Raw genomic sequence first — 19867 nt, 5'->3', positions numbered from 1 at the left:
TCCCGCATCCGAAGAGTTGATCCCATGCAGTTCATGATCATCACCGGCTTCCGCAACCAGAACGCCGCCGCCACCTATAAGCGCATGCGCGAGGACGGCCGCCTCATCCCGGACGGCATGGTGTTCAAGGCCTCTTACTGCACCGCCGATCTCGCCCGCACCTTCCAGATCTTCGAGTGCGAGGACGTCACCCTGATCCAGCGCTGGTGCGCCCGCTGGTCGGATCTGTGCGATTTCGAAGTCCTGCCCGTGGTGTCCGGCGCCGAAGCTGCCGCCGCACTGCTGCTGGACGCGCCCGCTTCCACCGCCGCCTGATCATCCCGAAAACAACCAGAGGGGATTACTCGCATGCAGAAGAAACTGAAGGCTTTGGCATTCGTCGCCGGCCTGCTTGGAAGCGTTGCGGCTTTTGCGCCCGCACAGGCCCAGAGCCCCGCGCCCGCCGCCGGCAAGGTGTCCGGTGACGTGGTCAAGATCGGCCTGCTCATGGACATGTCCGGCAACTATTCGGAAGTGGCCGGACAGGGCTCCGTCACCGCCGCCCGCATGGCGGTGGAGGATTTCGGCGGCAAGGTGCTCGGCAAGCCGGTCGAGGTTGTTTATGCCGACATGCAGAACAAGGTGGATCTGGCCGCCTCCAAGGCGCGCGAATGGTTCGATACCGATGGCGTCGACGCCATCATGGACATCAACCTGTCCTCCGCCGGCCTCGCGGTGAGCGAGATCGCCAAGCAGAAGAACAAGATCGTCGTCATCAACATTTCCGGCTCGCCGCGCTTCACCAACGAGGCCTGCAACGCCAACACCATCCACTATGTTTACGACACCTATGCGCTGGCCAAGTCCACCGCCAATGCGGTGCTGAAGCAGGGCGGCAAGAAGTGGTTCTTCGTGACCGTGGACTATGCCTTCGGTCATGATTTCGAGAAGGACGCCTCCACCTTCGTGAAGGCCGGCGGCGGCACCGTGGTCGGCTCGGTGCGCGTGCCGCTGAACGCGCTCGACTATTCCTCCTTCCTGCTGCAGGCGCAGGGCTCAGGCGCCGACGTGGTGGCCTTCGCCACCGCCGGCGCCGACACCGCGAACTCCATCAAGCAGGCGGCCGAATTCGGCATGGGCCCGGCCAGCGGCCAGAAGCTCGTGGGCCTGCTGGTCTATGACAACGAGATCAACTCCCTCGGCCTCAAGGCGGCTCAGGGCATGTTGCTGACCTCGGCCTTCTACTGGGACATGAATGACGAGACCCGCGCCTTCTCGAAGCGCTATTTCGAGAAGATGAAGCTGATGCCCAACATGTCCCAGGCGGGCGTCTATTCCTCCACCATGCATTACCTGAAAGCCATTGAGGCCGCCGGAACGGACGACACCGCCGCCGTGATGGCCAAGATGAAGGAAATGCCGATCAACGACTTCTTCGTGAAGAACGGCCGCATCCGTGAGGACGGCCGCATGATCCGCGACCTCTATCTGTTCCAGGTGAAGTCGCCCGAAGAGTCCAAATATCCGTGGGATTATTACAAGCAGCTCGCCACCATCCCCGGCGATGAGGCCTTCACGCCTTTGTCGGAGTCCCGCTGCCCGCTGGTGGCCAAGAAGTAATCCTCACCCCTTCCACCGGCCGCCCGCAGCACATGCGGGCGGCCGGTTCTCCTTTGCCTTCCGCTTGAATTTTCGAGGCTTCCCATGTCCCAGTCTTCGCGTGAAACGGTCCTGCTCGGGGGCCGGGTCATCACCATGCAGCCCGATGCCGCCGATCACTGGGAAGGGGTGGTGGTGCGCGGCGACCGCATCATCCGCCTGATCCGCCGCTCGGATGCAGCCGACCATGCCGCGAAAGGCGCGGAGATCATCGATCTTGGCCAACGCACGCTGATGCCGGGTTTCGTGGACGTGCACGCCCATGCGGAGGTGGTGTGCCGCACCGCCCACAACACCGTGGACTGCCGCGCCCCGGAATGCTCCACCATCGAAGACGTGCTGGACGCCCTCTCCACGCAGGCGGTGCCCGAGGACGTGACGCCGTGGATCGTGGGACAGGCGAACCTGTTCTTTGATCGCAAGCTCAAGGACGGCCGCCTGCCCTCGCGCGCGGAGCTTGACCGGGTGAGCACGGACCGCCCCATCGCGCTGCGCGCCGGCGGCCACATCACGGTGCTGAACACCAAGGCGCTGGAAATCGCCGGCATCGACAAGAATTACGTCGCCCCCGCCTTCTCCATCACCGGCCCGCCCTCGGTGGAGCGCGAGGCGGACGGCACGCCCACCGGCGTGGTCAAGGAGATGGACACCATCCTTCCCCTGCCCGGCCTCACCCACGAGACCCTGCGCACCGCCATCCGCGACGGCCTGCGCAGCAACTTCACCCGCTATGGTGTCACCACCATCGGCGAGATTTCCGAGACCGTGCAGGGCATCCAGTCCATGGACGATCTGGCGCTCGACGGCGAACTGCCTTTGAGCCTGCGCCTCTATCTCTGGGCGCCGGGCACGCTGGAGCTGGACAAGGGCGTGAACTGGCAGGACCACTTCCAGCTCTCCGCCAGCGAGCGCCAGCTGCGCGTGCAGGGCATCAAGCTGTTCTCGGACGGCGGCTTCTCCGCCCGCAGCGCGGCGGTGAACTGCTGCTACGTCGGCCACCCCGGTTTCAACGGCAACATCGCCTTCCAGAAATACTTCTTCCGCCGCGCCTACCGGCTCACACAGGAGAAGGGCCTCCAGCTCATCGTGCACGCCAATGGCGATCGGGCACAGGACTGGCTGAGCGAGACCGTGATCAAGATGGGCGGCGCCACCTCGGGCCGCACCCGTATGCGCATCGAGCATGCGGGCAACCTCATGCCCAACCAGCGCACGGCGGACCTTTGGGCACAGTCCGGCATCATCCCGGTGCCGCAGCCCGTGTTCATCTACACCTTCGGCGAGTATTTCGAGGACTATCTGGGCGAATACGGCACACGCGGCCGCTTCCCTTTCAAGAGCCTGCTGGATCAGGGCTGGCGCCTGTCCGGGTCTTCGGATGTGTGGATCGGCTCGGAGCGGGAGGCCACCAACCCCTTCTTCTCCATCTGGTGCTGCCTGAAGCGGCAGACCTATTCCGGTTCCTTCATCGACCCGCACGAGGCGGTGACGCTGGAACAGGCCCTGCGCATGCACACGCTGGATGCCGCCCTCACCATGGGCGAGGACGACGTGCGCGGCTCCATCGCGCCGGGCAAGTATGCAGACATCATCGCCCTCGACCGCGATCCCTTCACCGTGGACGTGGACGATCTGCGCTCCATCAAGGTGGACTATGTCATGTCCCTCGGCCGCACGGTCCATGGCGAGCCCCAGGCCGCCTGAGCCTTTCCCGCGACACGCGCACGCGGCCCGGTTGCGGTGCCGCGTGTCCTTCATCCAGACCGTGCTAAGCTTGCGGGAGCTTCCAACGCCCGCGAGGCAGCCATGGCCGAGCCCCTCCGCCGCACGCGTTCCGCGCTCTCTACCGTCGCCGCCCTTGCCGCCGCCACTGCGCTGGCCTTTGCCCCGGCGATTTCCGCCGCCTGCACCCGCGTGGTCTATCTCGGCGCCAATGACGACGTCATCACTGCCCGCTCCATGGACTGGAAAGAGGACGTGGCCACGAACCTCTGGGTGTTTCCGCGCGGCATGGCGCGGGATGGGCGGGCGGGACCGAACTCCCTCAAGTGGACGGCCAAATACGGCAGCATCATTGCCTCGGGCTATGACATCTCCACCACCGATGGGCTGAACGAGGCAGGTCTCTCGGCCAATGTGCTCTGGCTCACCGAGTCCGAATATCCCGCCTTCACCAAGGACTCGAAGCCCGGCCTCGCCATCTCGCTATGGGCGCAATATGCGCTCGACAACTTCGCCACCGTCGCCGAGGCGGTGACGGCTCTGGAGCGCGAGCCCTTCACCATCGTCACCGCCAATGTGCCGGGGCAGGACAAGCTCGCCACCCTGCATCTGTCTTTGTCCGATTCCAGCGGCGACAGCGCCATCGTCCAGTATATCGGCGGCCGGCAGGTCATCCATCACAGCCGCAAGTATCAGGTGATGACCAATTCGCCCGTTTTCGAACAGCAACTGGCGCTCGACGCCTATTGGAAGGAGATCGGCGGCACCGTGTTCCTGCCCGGTACCAACCGCTCCGCGGACCGCTTCGCCCGCGCCTCCTTCTTCGTGAATGCGATCCCGAAGAATGAGGATCCGGTCAAGGCCATCGCCAGCGTGTTCAGCATCATCCGCAACGTCTCGGTGCCATTCGGCATCACCACGCCGGACCAGCCCAACATCTCCTCGACCCGCTGGCGCACGGTGGCCGACCACAAGCGAAAACTCTATTTCTTCGAGTCCGCCCTCACCCCCAACGTCTTCTGGGTGGATCTCAAGCAGCTGGACTTCGCCCCCGGCGCCAAGGTGATGAAGCTCGACCTCGGCCCCGACCAGCGCAATGTCTTCGCCGGCGAGGTGCATGCCAAGTTCACGCCCTCCGAGCCATTCGTGTTCCTCGGCCTGCCCGAAGGGCGCTGACGCCACGGCACGCATCATTTCCACACAAACAAACTGACCGAAGCGTCTCATTCTGGCGTGAGAAGCGCAGATGGCAGGCGACGGCTGCCGATCTGTGCGATAAGCATGCCCGCGAACATCCAAGACCATCCTTCCAAGATGGAGTTCCCCATGTATCCGAACGTCCAGCTCCACATTGCCGGCACCTGGCGCGATGCCGAAGGCGGCCGCCGCATCCCGGTGCTCAATCCCGCCACCGAGGAAGAGATCGGCTCCGTCGCCCACGCCTCGCGCGCGGACCTCGACGAGGCGCTCGACGCCACGCAGAAGGGTTTTGCGATCTGGAGCCGCATGTCGGCCTATGAGCGCTCAAAGATCATGCGCAAGGCCGCCGGCCTGTGGCGCGAGCGCGTGGAGACGGTCGCCCCCCTGCTGACGCAGGAGCAGGGCAAGCCGCTCGCCGAAGCGCGCGTGGAACTCGCCGCCGCCGCCGACATCATCGAGTGGTTCGCCGAAGAGGCGCAGCGCGCCTATGGCCGCGTGGTCCCGGCCCGCTCCCCCGGCATCTATCAGCTTGTGGTCAAGGAGCCGGTCGGCCCCGTCGCGGCCTTTACGCCGTGGAACTTCCCGGTCAATCAGGTGGTGCGCAAGCTCTCGGCCGCGCTGGCCGCCGGCTGCTCCATCATCGTAAAGGCGCCGGAAGAGACCCCGGCCTCCCCGGCCGAGCTGATCCGCGCCTTCGTGGATGCCGGCGTGCCGGCGGGCGTCATCGGCCTCGTCTATGGCGTGCCGTCCGAGATCAGCGAATATCTCATCCCGCATCCGGTCATCCGCAAGGTGACGTTCACCGGCTCCACCCCCGTGGGCAAGAAGCTGGCGGGTCTCGCGGGCGAGCACATGAAGCGCGTCACCATGGAGCTGGGCGGCCACGCCCCGGTGATCGTGTTCGACGATGCGGACGTGGATGCCACCGCCAAGCTGATGGCCACCTCCAAGTTCCGCAATGCCGGGCAGGTGTGCGTCTCCCCCACCCGCTTCCTGGTGCAGGAGAAGGTCTACGAGCAGTTCGTGGACACCTTCCTCGACCATGCGAAGACGGTGAAGGTGGGCAACGGCATGGAAGCCGGCATCACCATGGGCCCGCTCGCCAACGAGCGCCGCATCCCGGCCATGGAGGCGCTGCTCAATGACGCCCGCCAGCAGGGCGCGGACGTCCGCCTCGGCGGCAGCCGCATCGGCAACAAGGGCTATTTCTTCGAGCCCACGGTTGTCACCGGCGTCACCCGCCAGATGCGGATGATGAACGAGGAGCCCTTCGGCCCCATGGCCATGATGCTGCCCTTCTCGGACTTCGATGAAGTGGTGGACGAGGCCAACCGCCTGCCGTTCGGCCTTGCCGCCTATGCCTTCACCCGCTCGGCCAAGACCGCGAACGCTGTCGCCTCGCAGGTGCAGACCGGCATGATGACCATCAACCACCTCGGCCTCGCGCTGCCGGAAGTGCCCTTCGGTGGCGTCAAGGACAGCGGCTACGGCTCCGAAGGCGGCTCTGAGGCCATCGAGGCGTACCTCAACCCGAAGTTCGTGACCCAGGCCGGCATCTGACGGCCGGCTGCTCTGGAAACGAGGCCGCGATGTGCAAGCGTCGCGGCCTTTTTCATGGCCGCTCCAGCAGGCGCAGCGTCTCTGCGTCCTCCTGTCCGTCGTAGAAGGCAGCGAGCGCATCGCGGAACAGCCGCCCCTCCTCCCCACCCGCGCAGGCGAACAACGTCATGCTGGAACGGAACTTCATGTCGTCCGGCGATCCGAACAGCGTGTGCGCGCCCGCCGCCCCATGGGCCAGTGCCGCATCGGTTGCCGCCAGCAGGCGCTCGCCCAGCAGTGGATGGGCCAGATAGGCCCGCGCTTCCGCCAGCGAACCGATGCCATAGCGCTGTGCCATGGAGGAATGCCCAAGGCCGCGCATCTGCGGGAAGATGAACCACATCCAGTGGGTCCGCTTGCGGCCCGCAGTGAGCTCAGCCAGTGCATCGTCAAAGACGGTGAACTGGGCGGAAACGAAACGCTCCAGATCAAACGGGTCCTCGCTCATCCCGCCCTCCCGGTTGTTGTCCTTGCCCGTCATCGTGCTGCTCAGACTGCGCCCTCTTTCCGCGACCGTCGCTTCGGGCGAATGGTCGCTTCCGGGGCCGGGCGCACATAAGCATGGGCGGAAGCCGCCGCCCGCACCAGATCCTCCCGCAAAACCGCGAGCACCGCCTCTGCCGCCGGGGACATCACACGACGGGGATGGTGCACGCAGGCAATGTGCCGCCGGATCGGCGGCCCGGCGAAGTGGAACGCCCGCGCCCGCCCGCGTGCCAGCACGTCATGCAGAGCGATGGTCGGCAGGACTGTCGCCATACCGGTGGTGGAGACGATCTCGGCAATGGCGGACAGAGTGTCTATTTCCAGCCGTGGCCGCAGCTCGACGCCCGCTTCCGCCGCCTGCTCCTCCAGAATCAGACGCAGCCCGTGCCGCTTGGAGGGCAGTACGAGATCAAAAGCCGCCAGCTCGGCGAAAACGGGCGGGCGCGGCAGCGGCATGTCGTCTGCCCGGCAGGCGAACACCATATCCTCGCCGATAATGGGCTGCGCGGAGAGACCGGAACCCCGGCGCGGGGCGTTCACGATGGCGAAATCAAGCTGGCCCGATGCCACCCAGTCCGCCAAAGTCTGCGTGTAGCCCTCGCAGGCGGACAGCTCCACATCCGGATAGCGCGCCGCGATGATGGCAGATGAGCTGGCCAGCGTGCTCTGGGCGGCGGACGTGACGAGGCCCGCCGACACGCGCCCCGCCACCCGGCCCTTCAGCCGTGCCATTTCCTGCGTGGCGTGCTCCACATCGCGCACGATGGGCGTCACCAGCCGCACCAGCGCCTCGCCCGGCTGTGTGAGGGTGACGCCATGGGCGCCGCGATCGAACAGCTTCTGGCCGAACTCCGCCTCCAGCTTGGCGATCTGCATGCTGAGCGCCGGCTGCACGATGTTCAGCTGATGCGCCGCGCGGGTGACGTGTCCCGTCTCCGCGAGGCACAGGAAATACTGCATCTGCCGGATGTCCATCAGCCTGTTCCTCGCGGTGATCATCATCCATGATGATGATCAAGATCAGTCCTGATTATTTGCGATGATTAGTACCTCTGTCTATCCTCTCCTCAAAGACTGCTGCCGGGCGGCCCCGGCGCGGATGCCCGCTCGATGGCCTGAAGTATGGCTCCGGGCCTCCGTGCATCGCCCCGCCCGCCGAGGGAGATCCAAGATGCCAGCGCCCCGCCTCGTCCCCAGCGCCACCCCTGACGCGCCCGCCGTCGATCTGCGCAGCTGGCTCTCAACGCTCGCGGCGCGTGACGATCTCGCCGTGGCACGGGAGAATCTCTCGCTCATCGACGAACTGGCGGCAGTGGCCAAGCGGACGGAGCGCGACAAGGCCGTGCTGTTTCCCCGCCCCGGCGGCCATGACATCCCGGTGGTGGTGAACCTGTTCACGCAGCGCGCGTGGGTGGCCGATGCGCTGGGTGTCAGCGAGGACGACCTGCTGCCCTCCTTCCTCGCCGCCGCGCGCGATCCGCTGCCGTGGACGGAGGTGGAGCAGGCTCCCGCGCAGGAGGTGGTGCACACGGACGTGGACCTGCTGAAGCTCTTGCCCATCCCCAAGCACAATGAGCTGGATAGCGGCCCCTATATCACCGCCGCTTTGCTGATCGCCCGCAATCCCGTCACCGGCATCCAGAACGTCTCCATCCACCGTTGTCAGGTTAGCGGGCCGAACCGCATCGGTGTGCTGCTCCTGCCGCGCCACACGCTGGCCTATCTGCGCATGGCCGAGCAGGCGGACAAGGGGCTGGAGATCGCCCTCGTCATCGGCGTCCATCCCGCCTGCCTGCTGGCCTCTCAGGCCATCGCGGCGCTGGACGAGGACGAGATGGAGATCGCCGGCGCCCTGCTGGGCGCGCCGCTGGAAATGGTGAAGTGCAGGACCAATGAGGTGCGCGTGCCCGGCCATGCGGAGATCGTCATTGAGGGCCGCATCCTGCCCAAGGTGAAGGAGCCGGAAGGCCCGTTCGGCGAGTTCCCGCAATATTACGGTCCGCGCGCCCCGCGCGAGGTGATCGAGGTGGACGCCGTCACCCATCGCCGCGACGCCATCTTCCACACCATCGTCGGCGGCAGCTTCGAGCATCTGGTGCTGGGCGGCGTGCCGCGCGAGGCCACCCTGCTTCAGCATCTGAAGCGCAGCTTCCCGAACGTGCTGGACGTGCGCCTGACGCGCGGCGGCACCTGCCGCTATCATCTGGTGGTGAAGATCGACAAGACCAACGAGGGTGAGCCCAAGAACATCATCATGGGCGCGTTCGGCGGCCACTACGACATCAAGCAGGTCGTCGTGGTGGACAAGGACGTGGACATCTCCAGCGCCGACGAGATCGAATGGGCCATCGCCACGCGGTTTCAGGCCGACAGGGACATGGTGCTGGTTGCGGGTGCGCTGGGCTCCAAGCTCGACCCCTCCGCCGAGGACGGCATCAGCGCCAAGCTGGGCTTCGATGCCACCGCCCCGCTCTCGGACGATCCCCTCTCCTTCCGCCGCATTCGCGTGAAGGGCGAAGAGGCGGTAGACTTGTCCGTCGCTCTGGTGAAGAATCCGGAGGCTGCCTTCGCGCAACTGATGAACCGCCAGTCGCGCTGACAGGCTGAAACGCTCGACGCACCAAGCCTTCCGGTGCGTGGAACAGGCGGACCTACCATCCGCGAAGGACACGCCTCCATAAGGAGGCAGGAAGGCACGGCTGCCCCGCCAAGGGCGGCCTCCGGCAACAGACCGGGACAAGAGACCTTCGGCACGCGGCGCACCGCGGCGTGACCCGAGGCACAGGGAGAAATGCGCATGACGGCCTCTGCCGCGAGCGGAAACCGGACACCGGACGCTCACAATCCGGCGAGTGGAACTCATCGACCAACTGTCGCCTTTCAGCGGTGCTATCCGGTCTTCAGGGCCGGGACACGCTGAGCGAGGCGACACGCCATGTCGAATGCCCTGCGGATCGCCCACGGCGCCTTCGGACGCGTCGCGCTGCTGGACATGGACCAGCCTCTGGTGCGCCATGCCCATCCCCATTGCCATGTGCTGCTGAAGGTGGAGGGCGCCGACACCGCTTTCGCGGTGGGCGACACCCTCGTGCCACTTAACGACCGCACCGCCGTGCTGGTGGACGGCTGGGAGCCGCATGCCTATGTGCACGACCCTAACCGGCCGAAAACCATCATCCTCGCGCTCTACATCGAGCCGGACTGGCTGAAGGTGTTCCGGCCCGGCTGGGCGGCATCCGGGGTGCCCGGCTTTTTCGAGCAGCCGTGCGGGGAGATCTCACCGCGCATCCGCACGCTCACCCACGACCTCGCCGAGGAGATGATGACCCGGCCGGAAGCCGCCACCGTTCATGAGACGCTGCTCACCGACCTCATGATCGCCGTGGTGGAGCGCTTCACCGCCTGGCGCAGCTTCTCGTCCATCCGCCAGCTCGACGGCGCGCGCCGCATGGACTGGCGCATCCGGCGCGTGCTGGAAGGCATCAGGGCCAATCCCGGCGCGGAAATCGACGCCGCCACGCTGGCGCGCGGGGCCGGCCTGTCGCGGGCGCATTTCTTCCGCCTGTTCGAGGCCTCCACCAACGTGCCGCCACGCATCTATCTCAACTCCATCCGGGTCGAGGCGGCGGTTTCCGCCGTGGTGGATGAGGACGGCAACTTCTCCGACATTTCCGACCGACTCGGCTTCTCGGCCCCCTCCCATTTCACTCGCTTCTTTCGCGAGCATACGGGCGTCACGCCCAGCGATTTCCGCACCACCTCTCGCCTCGCCGGAAGCACGCCCACGGGCTGGGGCCAGGGCATGACCTATTCGTGAGGCCGCCGGCCCCGTATGGGGCCGGCGTGCGCATGCTTGGCGCTCAGCAGAAGTCGAAGTCGCAGCCCTCATCTGCCTGCAGCACATTGGTGAGATAGAGATGCCGGTAGCCCCGGCTCTCTGCCTTGAGATGGGCCGGCGGGGCCCATTCCGCCTTCCGGCGTTCCAGTTCGGCCGCATCCACCAGTAGCGCGATCTCGCGTGCCTCCACATCGAGCCGAATGGTATCGCCGCTGCGCACGAGGCCAAGTGGCCCGCCAACGGCCGCCTCCGGCGTGATGTGAAGCACGATGGTTCCGAACGCCGTACCGCTCATGCGGGCGTCCGAGATGCGCACCATGTCCTTCACGCCCGCCTGCGCCAGCTTCTTCGGAATGGGCAGGTAGCCCGCCTCCGGCATGCTCGGCGCGCCCTTCGGGCCGGCGTTGCGCAGCACGAGCACATCGTCCGCCGTCACGTCGAGCGCGGAATCATCAATGCGCGTCACCATGTCCTCGACCGAGTCAAAAACCACCGCCCGGCCGGTGTGCTGAAGCAGCGCCGGCGAGGCCGCCGAATGCTTGATGACCGCCCCGCCGGGCGCAAGATTGCCGCGCAGCACCGCCATGCCGCCGAACGGCTTCAGCGGGGCCGAGGCCGGCCGGATGATGGCCTGGTTCGGCACCTCTTCCGCCGCGTCGGCGATCTCGCCGATGGTGCGCCCATCTATGGTCGGGGCCGAGCGGTCGAGATGATCGCCCAATTCCTTCATCAGCTTCGGCACGCCGCCCGCCCAGTGGAAATGCTCCATGTAATGATCGCCGGACGGCTTGAGGTCGATCAGCACGGGCACCTTGCGGCCGATGGCGTCGAACTCTTCCAGATCGATGGACAGGCCCGCCCGACGCGCGATGGCCGCCAGATGCACAAGGCCGTTGGTGGAGCCGCCGATGGCCTGCAGGACGGTCAGCGCATTGCGGAAGGCGACCTCCGTGAGCAGTTCGCTCGGCTTCGGCCCACCCTGGGCGAGCTTCACCGCCTCGCGGCCACTGGCCTCGGCGGCGCGGATGCGGTCGGCATGGGTGGCGGGAATGGTGCCCGTCCACGGCAAAGCGATGCCCAGAGCCTCAACGAGACAGCCCATGGTGCTGGCGGTGCCCATGACCATGCAGGTGCCCTGCGTGGGCGCGAGGCGACCGCTGATGGTCTCGATCTCGTCCGCATCGATCTGGCCGGCCCGGTGTTGCCCCCACAGCCGGCGGCAATCGGTGCAGGCGCCAAGGATCTCTCCCTTGTGGTGGCCCACCAGCATGGGGCCGGTGATGAGCTGGATGGCGGGCACGTCGGCACTGACGGCGCCCATGAGCTGGGCCGGCACGGTCTTGTCGCAGCCGCCAATCAGCACCACGGAATCCATGGGCTGGGCGCGGATCAGCTCTTCCGTGTCCATGGCCATGAGATTGCGCAGGAACATGGAGGTGGGATTGGAGAAGGACTCGTGGATGGAGACGGTTGGAAACTCCATCGGCAGCCCGCCTGCCAGCATCACCCCGCGCTTCACCGCCTCGATGAGGCGCGGCACGTTGCCGTGGCAGGGATTGAAGTCACTGAAGGTGTTCGTGATGCCAACGATCGGACGGTCGAGCGCATCATCCGAAAAGCCCGCGGCCTTGATGAAAGCCTTGCGGAGAAACAGCGAAAAGCCCGGATCTCCATAGCTTGCAAGGTTGCGGCGCATGCCGCGCGCTGTGGGCGCGGGCGGTGATGTAGGATCGTCTGGCTTGCTCATGCGGCTATGGAAGGCCATAGTCGCCAAAATTGTCAACAATCTTGTTGAAGGGTTCTGAACTGCATGTCCGGCGCCGTCCCGAAGCTACAGACGCCCGATCGCGTCCGCGCCATCGCCGCCACTCTGGAGGAGGAGATCGTCCTTGGCTGGCTGCTGCCGCGCGAGCGGCTGGTGGAGGAGGAACTGGCCGAGCGCCTCGGCGTGAAGCGCCATGTGATGCGTGAGGCGCTGACCGAGCTGGAGCGGGTGGGTCTCGTGGAGCGCATCCCCAACCGGGGGGCCTTCGTGAAGCTGCTCGCCCCCGCCGACGTGCGGCAGATCTATTCCGTGCGCGAGGTGCTGGAAACGCTGGCAGCCGAACAGATCCCCCTGCCCCCTGCCCCCGACGTGCTGGCCGGCCTGCGCGCCATCCAGAGCGGGCATTCGGACGCCGTGGCGCGCGGAGATTTCCGCGCCGCCTTCCGCGCCAACATGCGCTTCCACGAGGCGCTGTTCGGCGCCTGCGGCAATCCCCATCTGGCGGATATGATCCAGACCCTAGCCCAGAAGGTGCATGGCGCCCGTTCCATGACCGCCGCCAGCGCGGAGCATCTGGCCCGCTCCCGCGACGAGCATCTCGCCATGATCGACGCGCTGGCGCAGGGCGCGCGCGCAGCACTCGTTGCCTTATGCCGGCAGCATCTTGCCCCCTCGCGCGACACCTATATTGCCGCCATCGAAGGCCGCTTACGCCCCGGCGGGCGCTGAGCAGAAGGGCGATCCGGGCAGGCCCGGATCGCCTTGCCCGGCAGGAACCCGGCCGGCACGCGGGCCTATGTCACCTGCCGCCAGGCACCTCCTGCGTGGCGAGGATCTCCGACTTGGCCGCATTCAGGAAATAGCGGCCCAGCCAGTTGCGGGGCACAAGACGCATGAACAGGTTGCGCAGCTCGAACGCCCATGCGGTACGCGGCACGAACATGCCGGCCATCTTCCGGCTGCGCGCCTGAAGCGTGAGGATGGTGGGCCGCAGCCGGGCCTCATGGGCCGCCAGCGCCGCAGGAATATCGCGCTGCGCCAGCTCGGCGGCGAGGATGGCTGCGGAGGCCATGGCCATGCCGGCACCCTGCCCCGAGATCAGGGTCAGGCTATGGGCGGCATCGCCCAGCAGCAGCACCCGGCCCTTGGACCAGCACGGCAGCTCCACCAGCGACAGGTCGTCGATCAGCGGCACGGCGCCGCTCTCTTTTGCGATGGCCATCTGCTCGCGCACCACGCTGTTGCTGTTGGCGGAGATGCGCTCCAGCATCTCCCAGCGCCGGGACGCTTCCACCGGCCCGCTCTCGGCCGAATGCCAGACATGAAGGACCGCGATGCGCCCTTCCGCCAGCGTGTAATATTCGACGATATGGCCCGGCTCCGCATAGGAGACGAAATCGATGCCGAGGTGCAGGCGATCGGGCAGATCATAGACGGCGAAGCGATAGCCCAGCGGCTTCAGGCATTCGGCCTCGGAGGCGAACAGCGTGTTGCGCAGCTGCGAGCGCATGCCGTCCGCCACCAGCAAGAGGTCCGCTTCCAGCTGCCGGCCGTCACTGAGCGTCATCTCAGCAGATGAGACGCCATCCGCCACATGGGTGATGGTGGTGCCATGAACGATCTCGACCTCTGCCGGCAGGTCCACGCGCAGCGCCTCCACAAGCTCGGTGCGCTTGAGGGCGATGTGATCGAGCCCCGCGATGAAGTCCTTGTAGTGCAGGCGCAGCACCTCGCGCCCCCTGCGGTCACGATAGACGTTCTCCGCAACGTTGAAGGCGCGCTCCTCCAGCTGCCGCATCAGCCCCATGGAAGCGGCGGCGGTGTGGCCGGCGCCGGACAGGCTCATCATATAGCCGCCGGTGCGCAGGTCGGCCGCCCGCTCAACCACCACCACCGACCAGCCGGCGCGCGCCAGCCACCAGGCGGCGGCGAGACCGGCCACGCCGGCTCCCGAAATCACAACCTTCGGCATGGTTCAACCTTTCACGTCGGCACAGGCGGCGGCACGCCGCAGCAGGGAGGGAATGACGGCAAGGCCAACAAGCGCGACTGCCGCCGCAAGGCCGAAGCTGGCGCCATAGCCCAGCCGGCCGGCGAGCTGGCCGCCGGCAAATCCGGCAAGCCCGGCCATGAACGCATCGGCGCACTGGAACAAAGTGAAGTCCACGCCGGCCTGCTTGAGAGAGGACAGACCCATGAGCTGGGCGTAGAGCGCCACGAACCCCATGGCCATGGCGAAGGACAGCGCCACGGAGCAGCCGATCAACACTTCATTCGGCAGCACGAGGATGACCGCCCCCGCATAGAGAGCAAGCACCAGAACCTGCGCCGACATGGCAGCGACCACCGCGTTGCGGAAGCCAAGCCCCTTCACCAGAAGTCCACCGGCGATAGTGCCGGTGAGCCCCGCCAGCACGGCGCCGCCCGCGTTCAGCGTGCCGATGAGTTGCAGATCAACGCCCCGATCCACCAGCAGAGGACCGCCGACGGACTGCACCAGACGCACGCCAAGCTCGAACAGCATGGTGATGGCGAGACCGAAACGCACCTCCCGCCGACGCAAGGCATATCCAAGGGAGGGGCGGTGCGCGGGACCGGCCTGCGGAATGGTCGGCGCCGGATCCTGGGTGAAGGCGAAGGGAATGGTGAGCAGCAGCACGCCGCACGCCATGACCAGCAGGCTGTTGGTCCAGCCCCAGTATGGCAACAGCCAGAGGAACAGGCCGCCACCGATGAGGATGCCGAAATACGCTCCCCCCACCTGGGCGACATTGCCCCAGCCACGGTTGGCGGCCGAGAGCTGCTCGATCGCAAAGGCATCGGCAGCGATGTCGACGGTGGCGGACGCGAGGGCAACCAGCGCCATCACGGCAAGAAGGATGGACAGGCTCTGCGGGCCGACCACCGCTGCGAGCGCGAGGGCGGCTACGCACAGAAGCTCCCCGACGATCACGACGCGCCGTGAACGACGGCGTCCATCGGGCCGGATGCGGTAGCGCTCCACATAGGGCGCCCAGATGAATTTCAGCGCCCAGGGCAGCATCAGCAGCGAGACGAGGCTGAGCACTTCCAGCCCCAGCCCCTGCGCCCTGAGCGCCGTGGGTATGCCCATGAAGCTCAGGCCGCCGACGAGGCTCTGCGCCACATAGACGCCACCGATCGCCAGGAGAACACGCGGCAGCGGCAGGCCGCGCGATTCCGTCAATACTGCCATCAGAAGGCCCCGCGCAGCTCGATGCCCACGAGCCGGCCCTGCGCCACGTTGCTGAAGACGTTGGCGCCGGAGGCGTAGGAATAGGTGCGATAGGTCTCGTCGAAGATGTTGGAGGCGAACAGCTTGAAGCTGACGCCAGAGTTCCACGCCAGTTCCAGCGAGGCGTCCACGGTGGTGTAGTCCGGCTGGGACAGCGTGTTGGCCTCGTCGAAATAGGTCTTCGACACGTAGTGAACAGCACCCTCGGCAGCGATGGTGCCGTTGATGAGCGTCTGATCGAACGCGTAGCGCGCCATCAGGTTGGCGGTGGCGTTAGGCGCATAGGGCAGCGTGTTGCCGTTGTAGCTGGTGCCGGTGGTGGGATCGACATAATCGGTGAAGGTGGAGCGCCCATAGGTGGCGGTGGCGCCAAACGAGAGGCGATCCGTGGCCTTCCAGCGGGCCTCCACCTCCACGCCGGTGCTTTCCGCCTTGCCCACGTTGCGGATCACCTGGAAGCCCACCGGCCCCACATAGATCTGCTTGTTGTCGGAGTTGATGTAATAGAGCGAGGTGGACAGCTCGATGCGGCGATCCGGCGTCGCGGTGCGCACGCCCACTTCATAGTTCCACGCGGTTTCCGGATCATAGGCGTTGGCATCGTCCGGATAGGTCACGGCGTGGTTGAAGCCGCCCGGCTTGTAGCCCTTCGAGATCAGGCCGTAGACGCGGGTGGTGTCGGTCAGCTGATAACCGAGCGAGATCTTCGGCGTCGTGCCGGTGAAGTCCGCGGAGTTCGAGAAGCTTCCGGCATAATAGCCAAAGTAATTGCTGCCGTAGCGGGTGAAGTCGATGGACGTTTCGTCATAGGACAAACGCAGGCCGCCGGTGAGGTCGAGCCGATCGGTGATGTGCCAGGTGGCCTCGCCGAAAGCGGCGTAGCTGTCGGTCTTCACCACATTGTCGCTGTCGCCATAGAAGCCGGCGTAGCCCTGCGCATTCCGCGTGAAGCGGTCATTCTGGTAGAACAGGCCGCCGACGATGGCGAGCGGGCCGCCCGCATCGTAAGCGGCGCGCAGTTCCTGCGAGATGGCACGGTCCGTCTCCGGGAAGGACATCAGCAGGCCGGGGCCGGCAGCGATGTCGCGGGTCATGTCCACATCCTGATAGGAGGTGACGGACGTGACCTTCACATCGCCCAGCTGCCAGTTGCCGGTGGCGGCGATGGTGGTCACGGTGCGGTCCAGCAGCGGTACCGGGCCCTGCGTCGCACTGTAGTATTCGCGATTGTTGATCTTCGAATCGAGGAGATAAATCTCCTCGCGGCTGCGTGTATGCTCGCGGCTCACCACCAGCGAGCCGTCGAAGATGCCGCCTTGCGGCGCGTAGCGCAGCGCCACGCGGCCGATCATGTCGGTGGCGGTGTCCACATTGTTGGCGCCGGTGGACACATCGCTGATGGAGCCGAAAGCACGCTCCGCCTTCACGCCCACGTCGAGCCAGGTGGAATGCGGCACGAGCGGCACGGTGCCCACAAGCTCGCCGCCGGCCTCCAGATTGGCGCCGTTGAGGGTCACGGCGAGGCGGCCGGTCTCGGCCTTCCTGGTGATGATGTTGATGACGCCGCCATAAGCATTGCGGCCATAGAGCGTACCCTGCGGGCCGCGCAGGAACTCAACGCGCTCAACGTCCAGCAGCGGCTGGGTGAAGGCGGAGGGCTGCTGGGGAACGCCGTCCACATAGACCTGAACGGTCGGATTGTAGAAGTCCGGTGAGGACATGCCGCGCACCGTGATATTGGCGTAGGCGCGGTTGCCGCGCGTGCGAATCACGAGGCCGGGGAAAACCTTCTCAAGGTCGGCCACGGTGGTTACGCCGGCCTGCTGCAACTCCTCGCCACTGCGGGCCGACACGGCGCCGTCCACCTTCTCCAGCTCCTGCGCGCGCTTGCCGGCGGTGACGGTGACGGCTTCAAGATCGATCGTTCCGCTGTCGGAAGCTCCGCTCTGCTGGGCCAGCGCCGGGCCGGAAATAAGAGACATACAAACAAATGCCGGGATGGCTTTTCTATTTGAGATCATTTCTAAACTATCTCCGGCCATAAATTTGCGTTGATCGGTCGATATGAACTATCGATATCCGTGTCTAACGCTTTCGGGGATGGCATTTTGCTGATCGGGGATTTTTGGGGTCGCCGCGAATGAAACAGCCGAAGGCCGCCATGACCGAGCCCAGGGAAGACGGCTATGCCGATTGGCTGACCGCCGCCGCCCCCTCCGTGCGCGACTTCGGCTGGGACCGCCACTTGATGATGGACGAACTGGGCGGCGGCCTTTCGGTCGCCATGCTCGACGTGCTGCCGCCACAGGATGTGGAGATCGCGGTGGAAGGGCCGCCCACCTTCAGCATCTCGCTGTTCGTGGAGGGCGAAGGCAGCATTTCCATCGACGGCGGACAACCCTTGCGCATCACGCCGGGCGTGGTGGTGGTGTGCTCCACCGACCGCACCATAGCCGGCACCAACAAGGTGAATGGCGGCGTGCGGTTGCGGCTCGTGGACATCCGCTTCGATCCGGAGATGCTCTCGCAAATCGGCGGCCCGGTCTGGCGCGCGGACATCGGCGGGATGCTGACCGATCGCAGCATGCCGGATCTCGGCGCGCTCATGATCGGCTTTCCCGCGACCCCGGCCCTGCTGCTCGCAGCCCGGCAGATGCTCGATTGCAGCTTCCGGCGCGAGGATATCCGCCGCCTCTATCTGCGGGCCAAGGCGCTGGAAGTGTTGGCCATCGTAATCGCTCTGTTCTGGGAGGCACGCGAGCGCGAGACCGGCGCGCAGGTGCGTCTGCGGCGCAAGGTGGCGGAGGCACAGGGGCTCATCGAAGCTCGGCCGCAGGAGCCCTGGACCATCACCCGCCTCGCCAAGGCGGTGAGCCTCAATGAGAAGACGCTCAAGGCCGGCTTCCGCTCCCAGGTGGGGCAGCCGATCCATGCCTATCTCATCACGGTGCGGATCGAGGCCGCCTCCGCCATGCTCAGGGCCGGGCATTCCGTCACCGACGTGGCGCTGGCCAGCGGCTTCTCCAATCTCAGCCATTTCAGCAAGACGTTCCGGAAGGCCACGGGCATCGCGCCGCGCGACTATGCGAAGGACACCGCGCAAGCGGGCGGGCTGTAGGCAGACATCAGTCGATCGACCGGCATGCCGATCCGATAGCGGATCACGCCCGGGACGGATGCGAGACCGGGCGCCGGCCGTTTCTCCCGCAGGAGACCAGCGGACGCCCGGAACGTCTCAATCCCAGGCCAGCGCGCCGCCGTTCTGGTATTCGATGACGCGGGTCTCGAAGAAGTTCTTCTCCTTCTTCAGATCCATGGCTTCCGACATCCACGGGAACGGATTTTCCGTCTCCGGGAACACGGGGGCGAGGCCCAGCTGGGCGCAGCGACGGTTGGCGATGAAGTGCATATACTGCTCGCACAGCGCCGCATTCAGGCCCAGGAGGCCACGGGGCATGGTGTCCCGGCCGTAGGCGGCTTCCAGCTCGGCCGCATCCTTCAGCATGCCGCGCACCTCGTCCTGGAACGCACGGGTCCACAGGTGCGGGTTCTCGATCTTGATCTGGTTGATCACGTCGATGCCGAAGTTCAGATGGATGCTCTCGTCGCGCAGGATGTACTGATACTGCTCGGCGATGCCCACCATCTTGTTGCGCCGGCCGAGCGAGAGAATCTGGGCGAAGCCGGTGTAGAACCACATGCCCTCGAACACCACGTAGAAGGCCACGAGATCGCGCAGGAATGCCTGATCCGTCTCCGGCGTGCCGGTGCGGAACTGCGGATCATCAAGGCTCTGGGTGTGGTTGAGCGCCCAGGCCGCCTTGTCGGTGATGGAGGGCACCTCGCGATACATGTTGAACAGCTCGCCCTCATCGAGGCCAAGGCTTTCCACGATGTACTGGAAGGTGTGGGTGTGCACCGCCTCTTCGAACGCCTGCCGCAGCAGATATTGCCGGCATTCGGGATTGGTGAGGTGGCGGTAGATGGCAAGCACGATGTTGTTCGCCACCAGACTTTCGGAAGCGGCGAAGAAGCCGAGATTGCGCTTCAGCATGCGCCGCTCGTCCTCGGAGAGGCCGTCGCGCGACTTCCACAGCGCGATATCCGCCTGCATTGACACTTCGGTGGGCATCCAATGGTTGTTGCAGGCGTTCAGATACTTTTCCCACGCCCAGCCGTACTTCATCGGCAGGAGCTGGTTCACGTCGGCGCGGCAGTTGATCATCCGCTTTTCATCAACACTGACCCGACCGCCGGAGCGGTTGATCTCGCCGAGGCCGGTGGCGTCCGCCGCCGCAGGAGCGAGGCCGGGGAAGGTCGGGGTGGGAGCGTTGGATTTGGGTTCGGACCAGTCGAGCATGTCTTT

General features: G+C 65.9%; 16 protein-coding genes. 9 read left to right on the top strand and 7 right to left on the bottom strand.

Annotation, left to right across the window (positions count from 1 at the left end; translation table 11 throughout):
* Positions 1-24 precede the first annotated feature (24 nt).
* From IEW24_RS15985 to IEW24_RS15965, 5 genes are all read left to right on the top strand, one after another.
* Positions 25-315, top strand: a complete 291-nt coding sequence (locus tag IEW24_RS15985; protein WP_188580364.1) for a DUF3303 domain-containing protein — start codon at positions 25-27, stop codon at positions 313-315.
* Positions 316-348: 33 nt separating this feature from the next.
* The gene (locus IEW24_RS15980) at positions 349-1599 is read left to right on the top strand and encodes an ABC transporter substrate-binding protein (RefSeq protein ID WP_188580362.1); all 1251 of its coding nucleotides are present in this window, start codon (positions 349-351) and stop codon (positions 1597-1599) included.
* Positions 1600-1683: 84 nt separating this feature from the next.
* The gene (locus tag IEW24_RS15975; protein WP_188580360.1) at positions 1684-3342 is read left to right on the top strand and encodes an amidohydrolase; all 1659 of its coding nucleotides are present in this window, start codon (positions 1684-1686) and stop codon (positions 3340-3342) included.
* A gap of 102 nt (positions 3343-3444) precedes the next feature.
* A complete protein-coding gene (locus IEW24_RS15970) occupies positions 3445-4536 on the top strand; it encodes a linear amide C-N hydrolase (protein WP_188580358.1) in 1092 nt (363 codons plus the stop codon).
* A 150-nt stretch (positions 4537-4686) separates the two neighbouring features.
* Complete coding sequence (locus IEW24_RS15965; RefSeq protein WP_188580356.1) at positions 4687-6120, top strand: NAD-dependent succinate-semialdehyde dehydrogenase; 1434 nt, start codon at positions 4687-4689, stop codon at positions 6118-6120.
* A 52-nt stretch (positions 6121-6172) separates the two neighbouring features.
* On the opposite strand, the gene IEW24_RS15960 is transcribed toward IEW24_RS15965, so the two are convergent.
* Complete coding sequence (locus IEW24_RS15960; RefSeq protein WP_188580354.1) at positions 6173-6607, bottom strand: DUF1810 domain-containing protein; 435 nt, start codon at positions 6605-6607, stop codon at positions 6173-6175.
* Positions 6608-6648: 41 nt separating this feature from the next.
* Positions 6649-7620, bottom strand: coding sequence for a LysR family transcriptional regulator (locus IEW24_RS15955; protein ID WP_188580353.1), 972 nt, complete (start codon positions 7618-7620; stop codon positions 6649-6651).
* 196 nt (positions 7621-7816) lie between these two features.
* On the opposite strand from IEW24_RS15955, the gene IEW24_RS15950 reads away from it, so the two are divergent.
* Both IEW24_RS15950 and IEW24_RS15945 read left to right on the top strand, forming a co-directional pair.
* On the top strand, positions 7817-9244 hold the full coding sequence (locus tag IEW24_RS15950; protein ID WP_188580351.1) for a UbiD family decarboxylase: 1428 nt from the start codon (positions 7817-7819) through the stop codon (positions 9242-9244).
* 336 nt (positions 9245-9580) lie between these two features.
* Complete coding sequence (locus IEW24_RS15945; protein WP_188580349.1) at positions 9581-10462, top strand: helix-turn-helix transcriptional regulator; 882 nt, start codon at positions 9581-9583, stop codon at positions 10460-10462.
* A 43-nt stretch (positions 10463-10505) separates the two neighbouring features.
* On the opposite strand, the gene IEW24_RS15940 is transcribed toward IEW24_RS15945, so the two are convergent.
* Positions 10506-12230 (bottom strand): IlvD/Edd family dehydratase, encoded by a 1725-nt coding sequence (locus IEW24_RS15940; RefSeq protein ID WP_188580347.1) that lies wholly within the window; start codon positions 12228-12230, stop codon positions 10506-10508.
* A 63-nt stretch (positions 12231-12293) separates the two neighbouring features.
* Here IEW24_RS15940 and IEW24_RS15935 point away from each other — a divergent pair, with 63 nt between their 5' ends.
* The gene (locus IEW24_RS15935; RefSeq protein ID WP_188580345.1) at positions 12294-12977 is read left to right on the top strand and encodes a GntR family transcriptional regulator; all 684 of its coding nucleotides are present in this window, start codon (positions 12294-12296) and stop codon (positions 12975-12977) included.
* Positions 12978-13047: 70 nt separating this feature from the next.
* On the opposite strand, the gene IEW24_RS15930 is transcribed toward IEW24_RS15935, so the two are convergent.
* Genes IEW24_RS15930 through IEW24_RS15920 form a run of 3 tightly spaced genes read right to left on the bottom strand, consistent with a single transcriptional unit; the run spans position 13048 to position 17483 of the window.
* Complete coding sequence (locus IEW24_RS15930) at positions 13048-14220, bottom strand: FAD-dependent oxidoreductase (RefSeq protein ID WP_188580342.1); 1173 nt, start codon at positions 14218-14220, stop codon at positions 13048-13050.
* Positions 14221-14223: 3 nt separating this feature from the next.
* A complete protein-coding gene (locus tag IEW24_RS15925; protein ID WP_188580340.1) occupies positions 14224-15462 on the bottom strand; it encodes an MFS transporter in 1239 nt (412 codons plus the stop codon).
* On the bottom strand, positions 15462-17483 hold the full coding sequence (locus IEW24_RS15920; protein WP_188580338.1) for a TonB-dependent receptor: 2022 nt from the start codon (positions 17481-17483) through the stop codon (positions 15462-15464). The genes IEW24_RS15925 and IEW24_RS15920 overlap by 1 nt, the downstream gene beginning before the upstream one ends.
* A gap of 179 nt (positions 17484-17662) precedes the next feature.
* Between IEW24_RS15920 and IEW24_RS15915 the strand changes: the two genes are divergently transcribed.
* Positions 17663-18619 (top strand): helix-turn-helix transcriptional regulator, encoded by a 957-nt coding sequence (locus tag IEW24_RS15915; RefSeq protein ID WP_188580337.1) that lies wholly within the window; start codon positions 17663-17665, stop codon positions 18617-18619.
* Between the two features lie 117 nt (positions 18620-18736).
* Here the strand turns inward: IEW24_RS15915 and IEW24_RS15910 are convergent, their stop codons facing one another.
* The gene (locus IEW24_RS15910) at positions 18737-19861 is read right to left on the bottom strand and encodes a ribonucleotide-diphosphate reductase subunit beta (protein ID WP_188580334.1); all 1125 of its coding nucleotides are present in this window, start codon (positions 19859-19861) and stop codon (positions 18737-18739) included.
* Between the last annotated feature and the right edge of the window lie 6 nt (positions 19862-19867).

This window comes from Azorhizobium oxalatiphilum (genome assembly GCF_014635325.1).
Classification (GTDB): Bacteria; Pseudomonadota; Alphaproteobacteria; order Rhizobiales; family Xanthobacteraceae; genus Azorhizobium; species Azorhizobium oxalatiphilum.
Note: the sequence above shows the minus strand (reverse complement) of the source record. Positions and strands in the feature narration are given on the sequence as shown.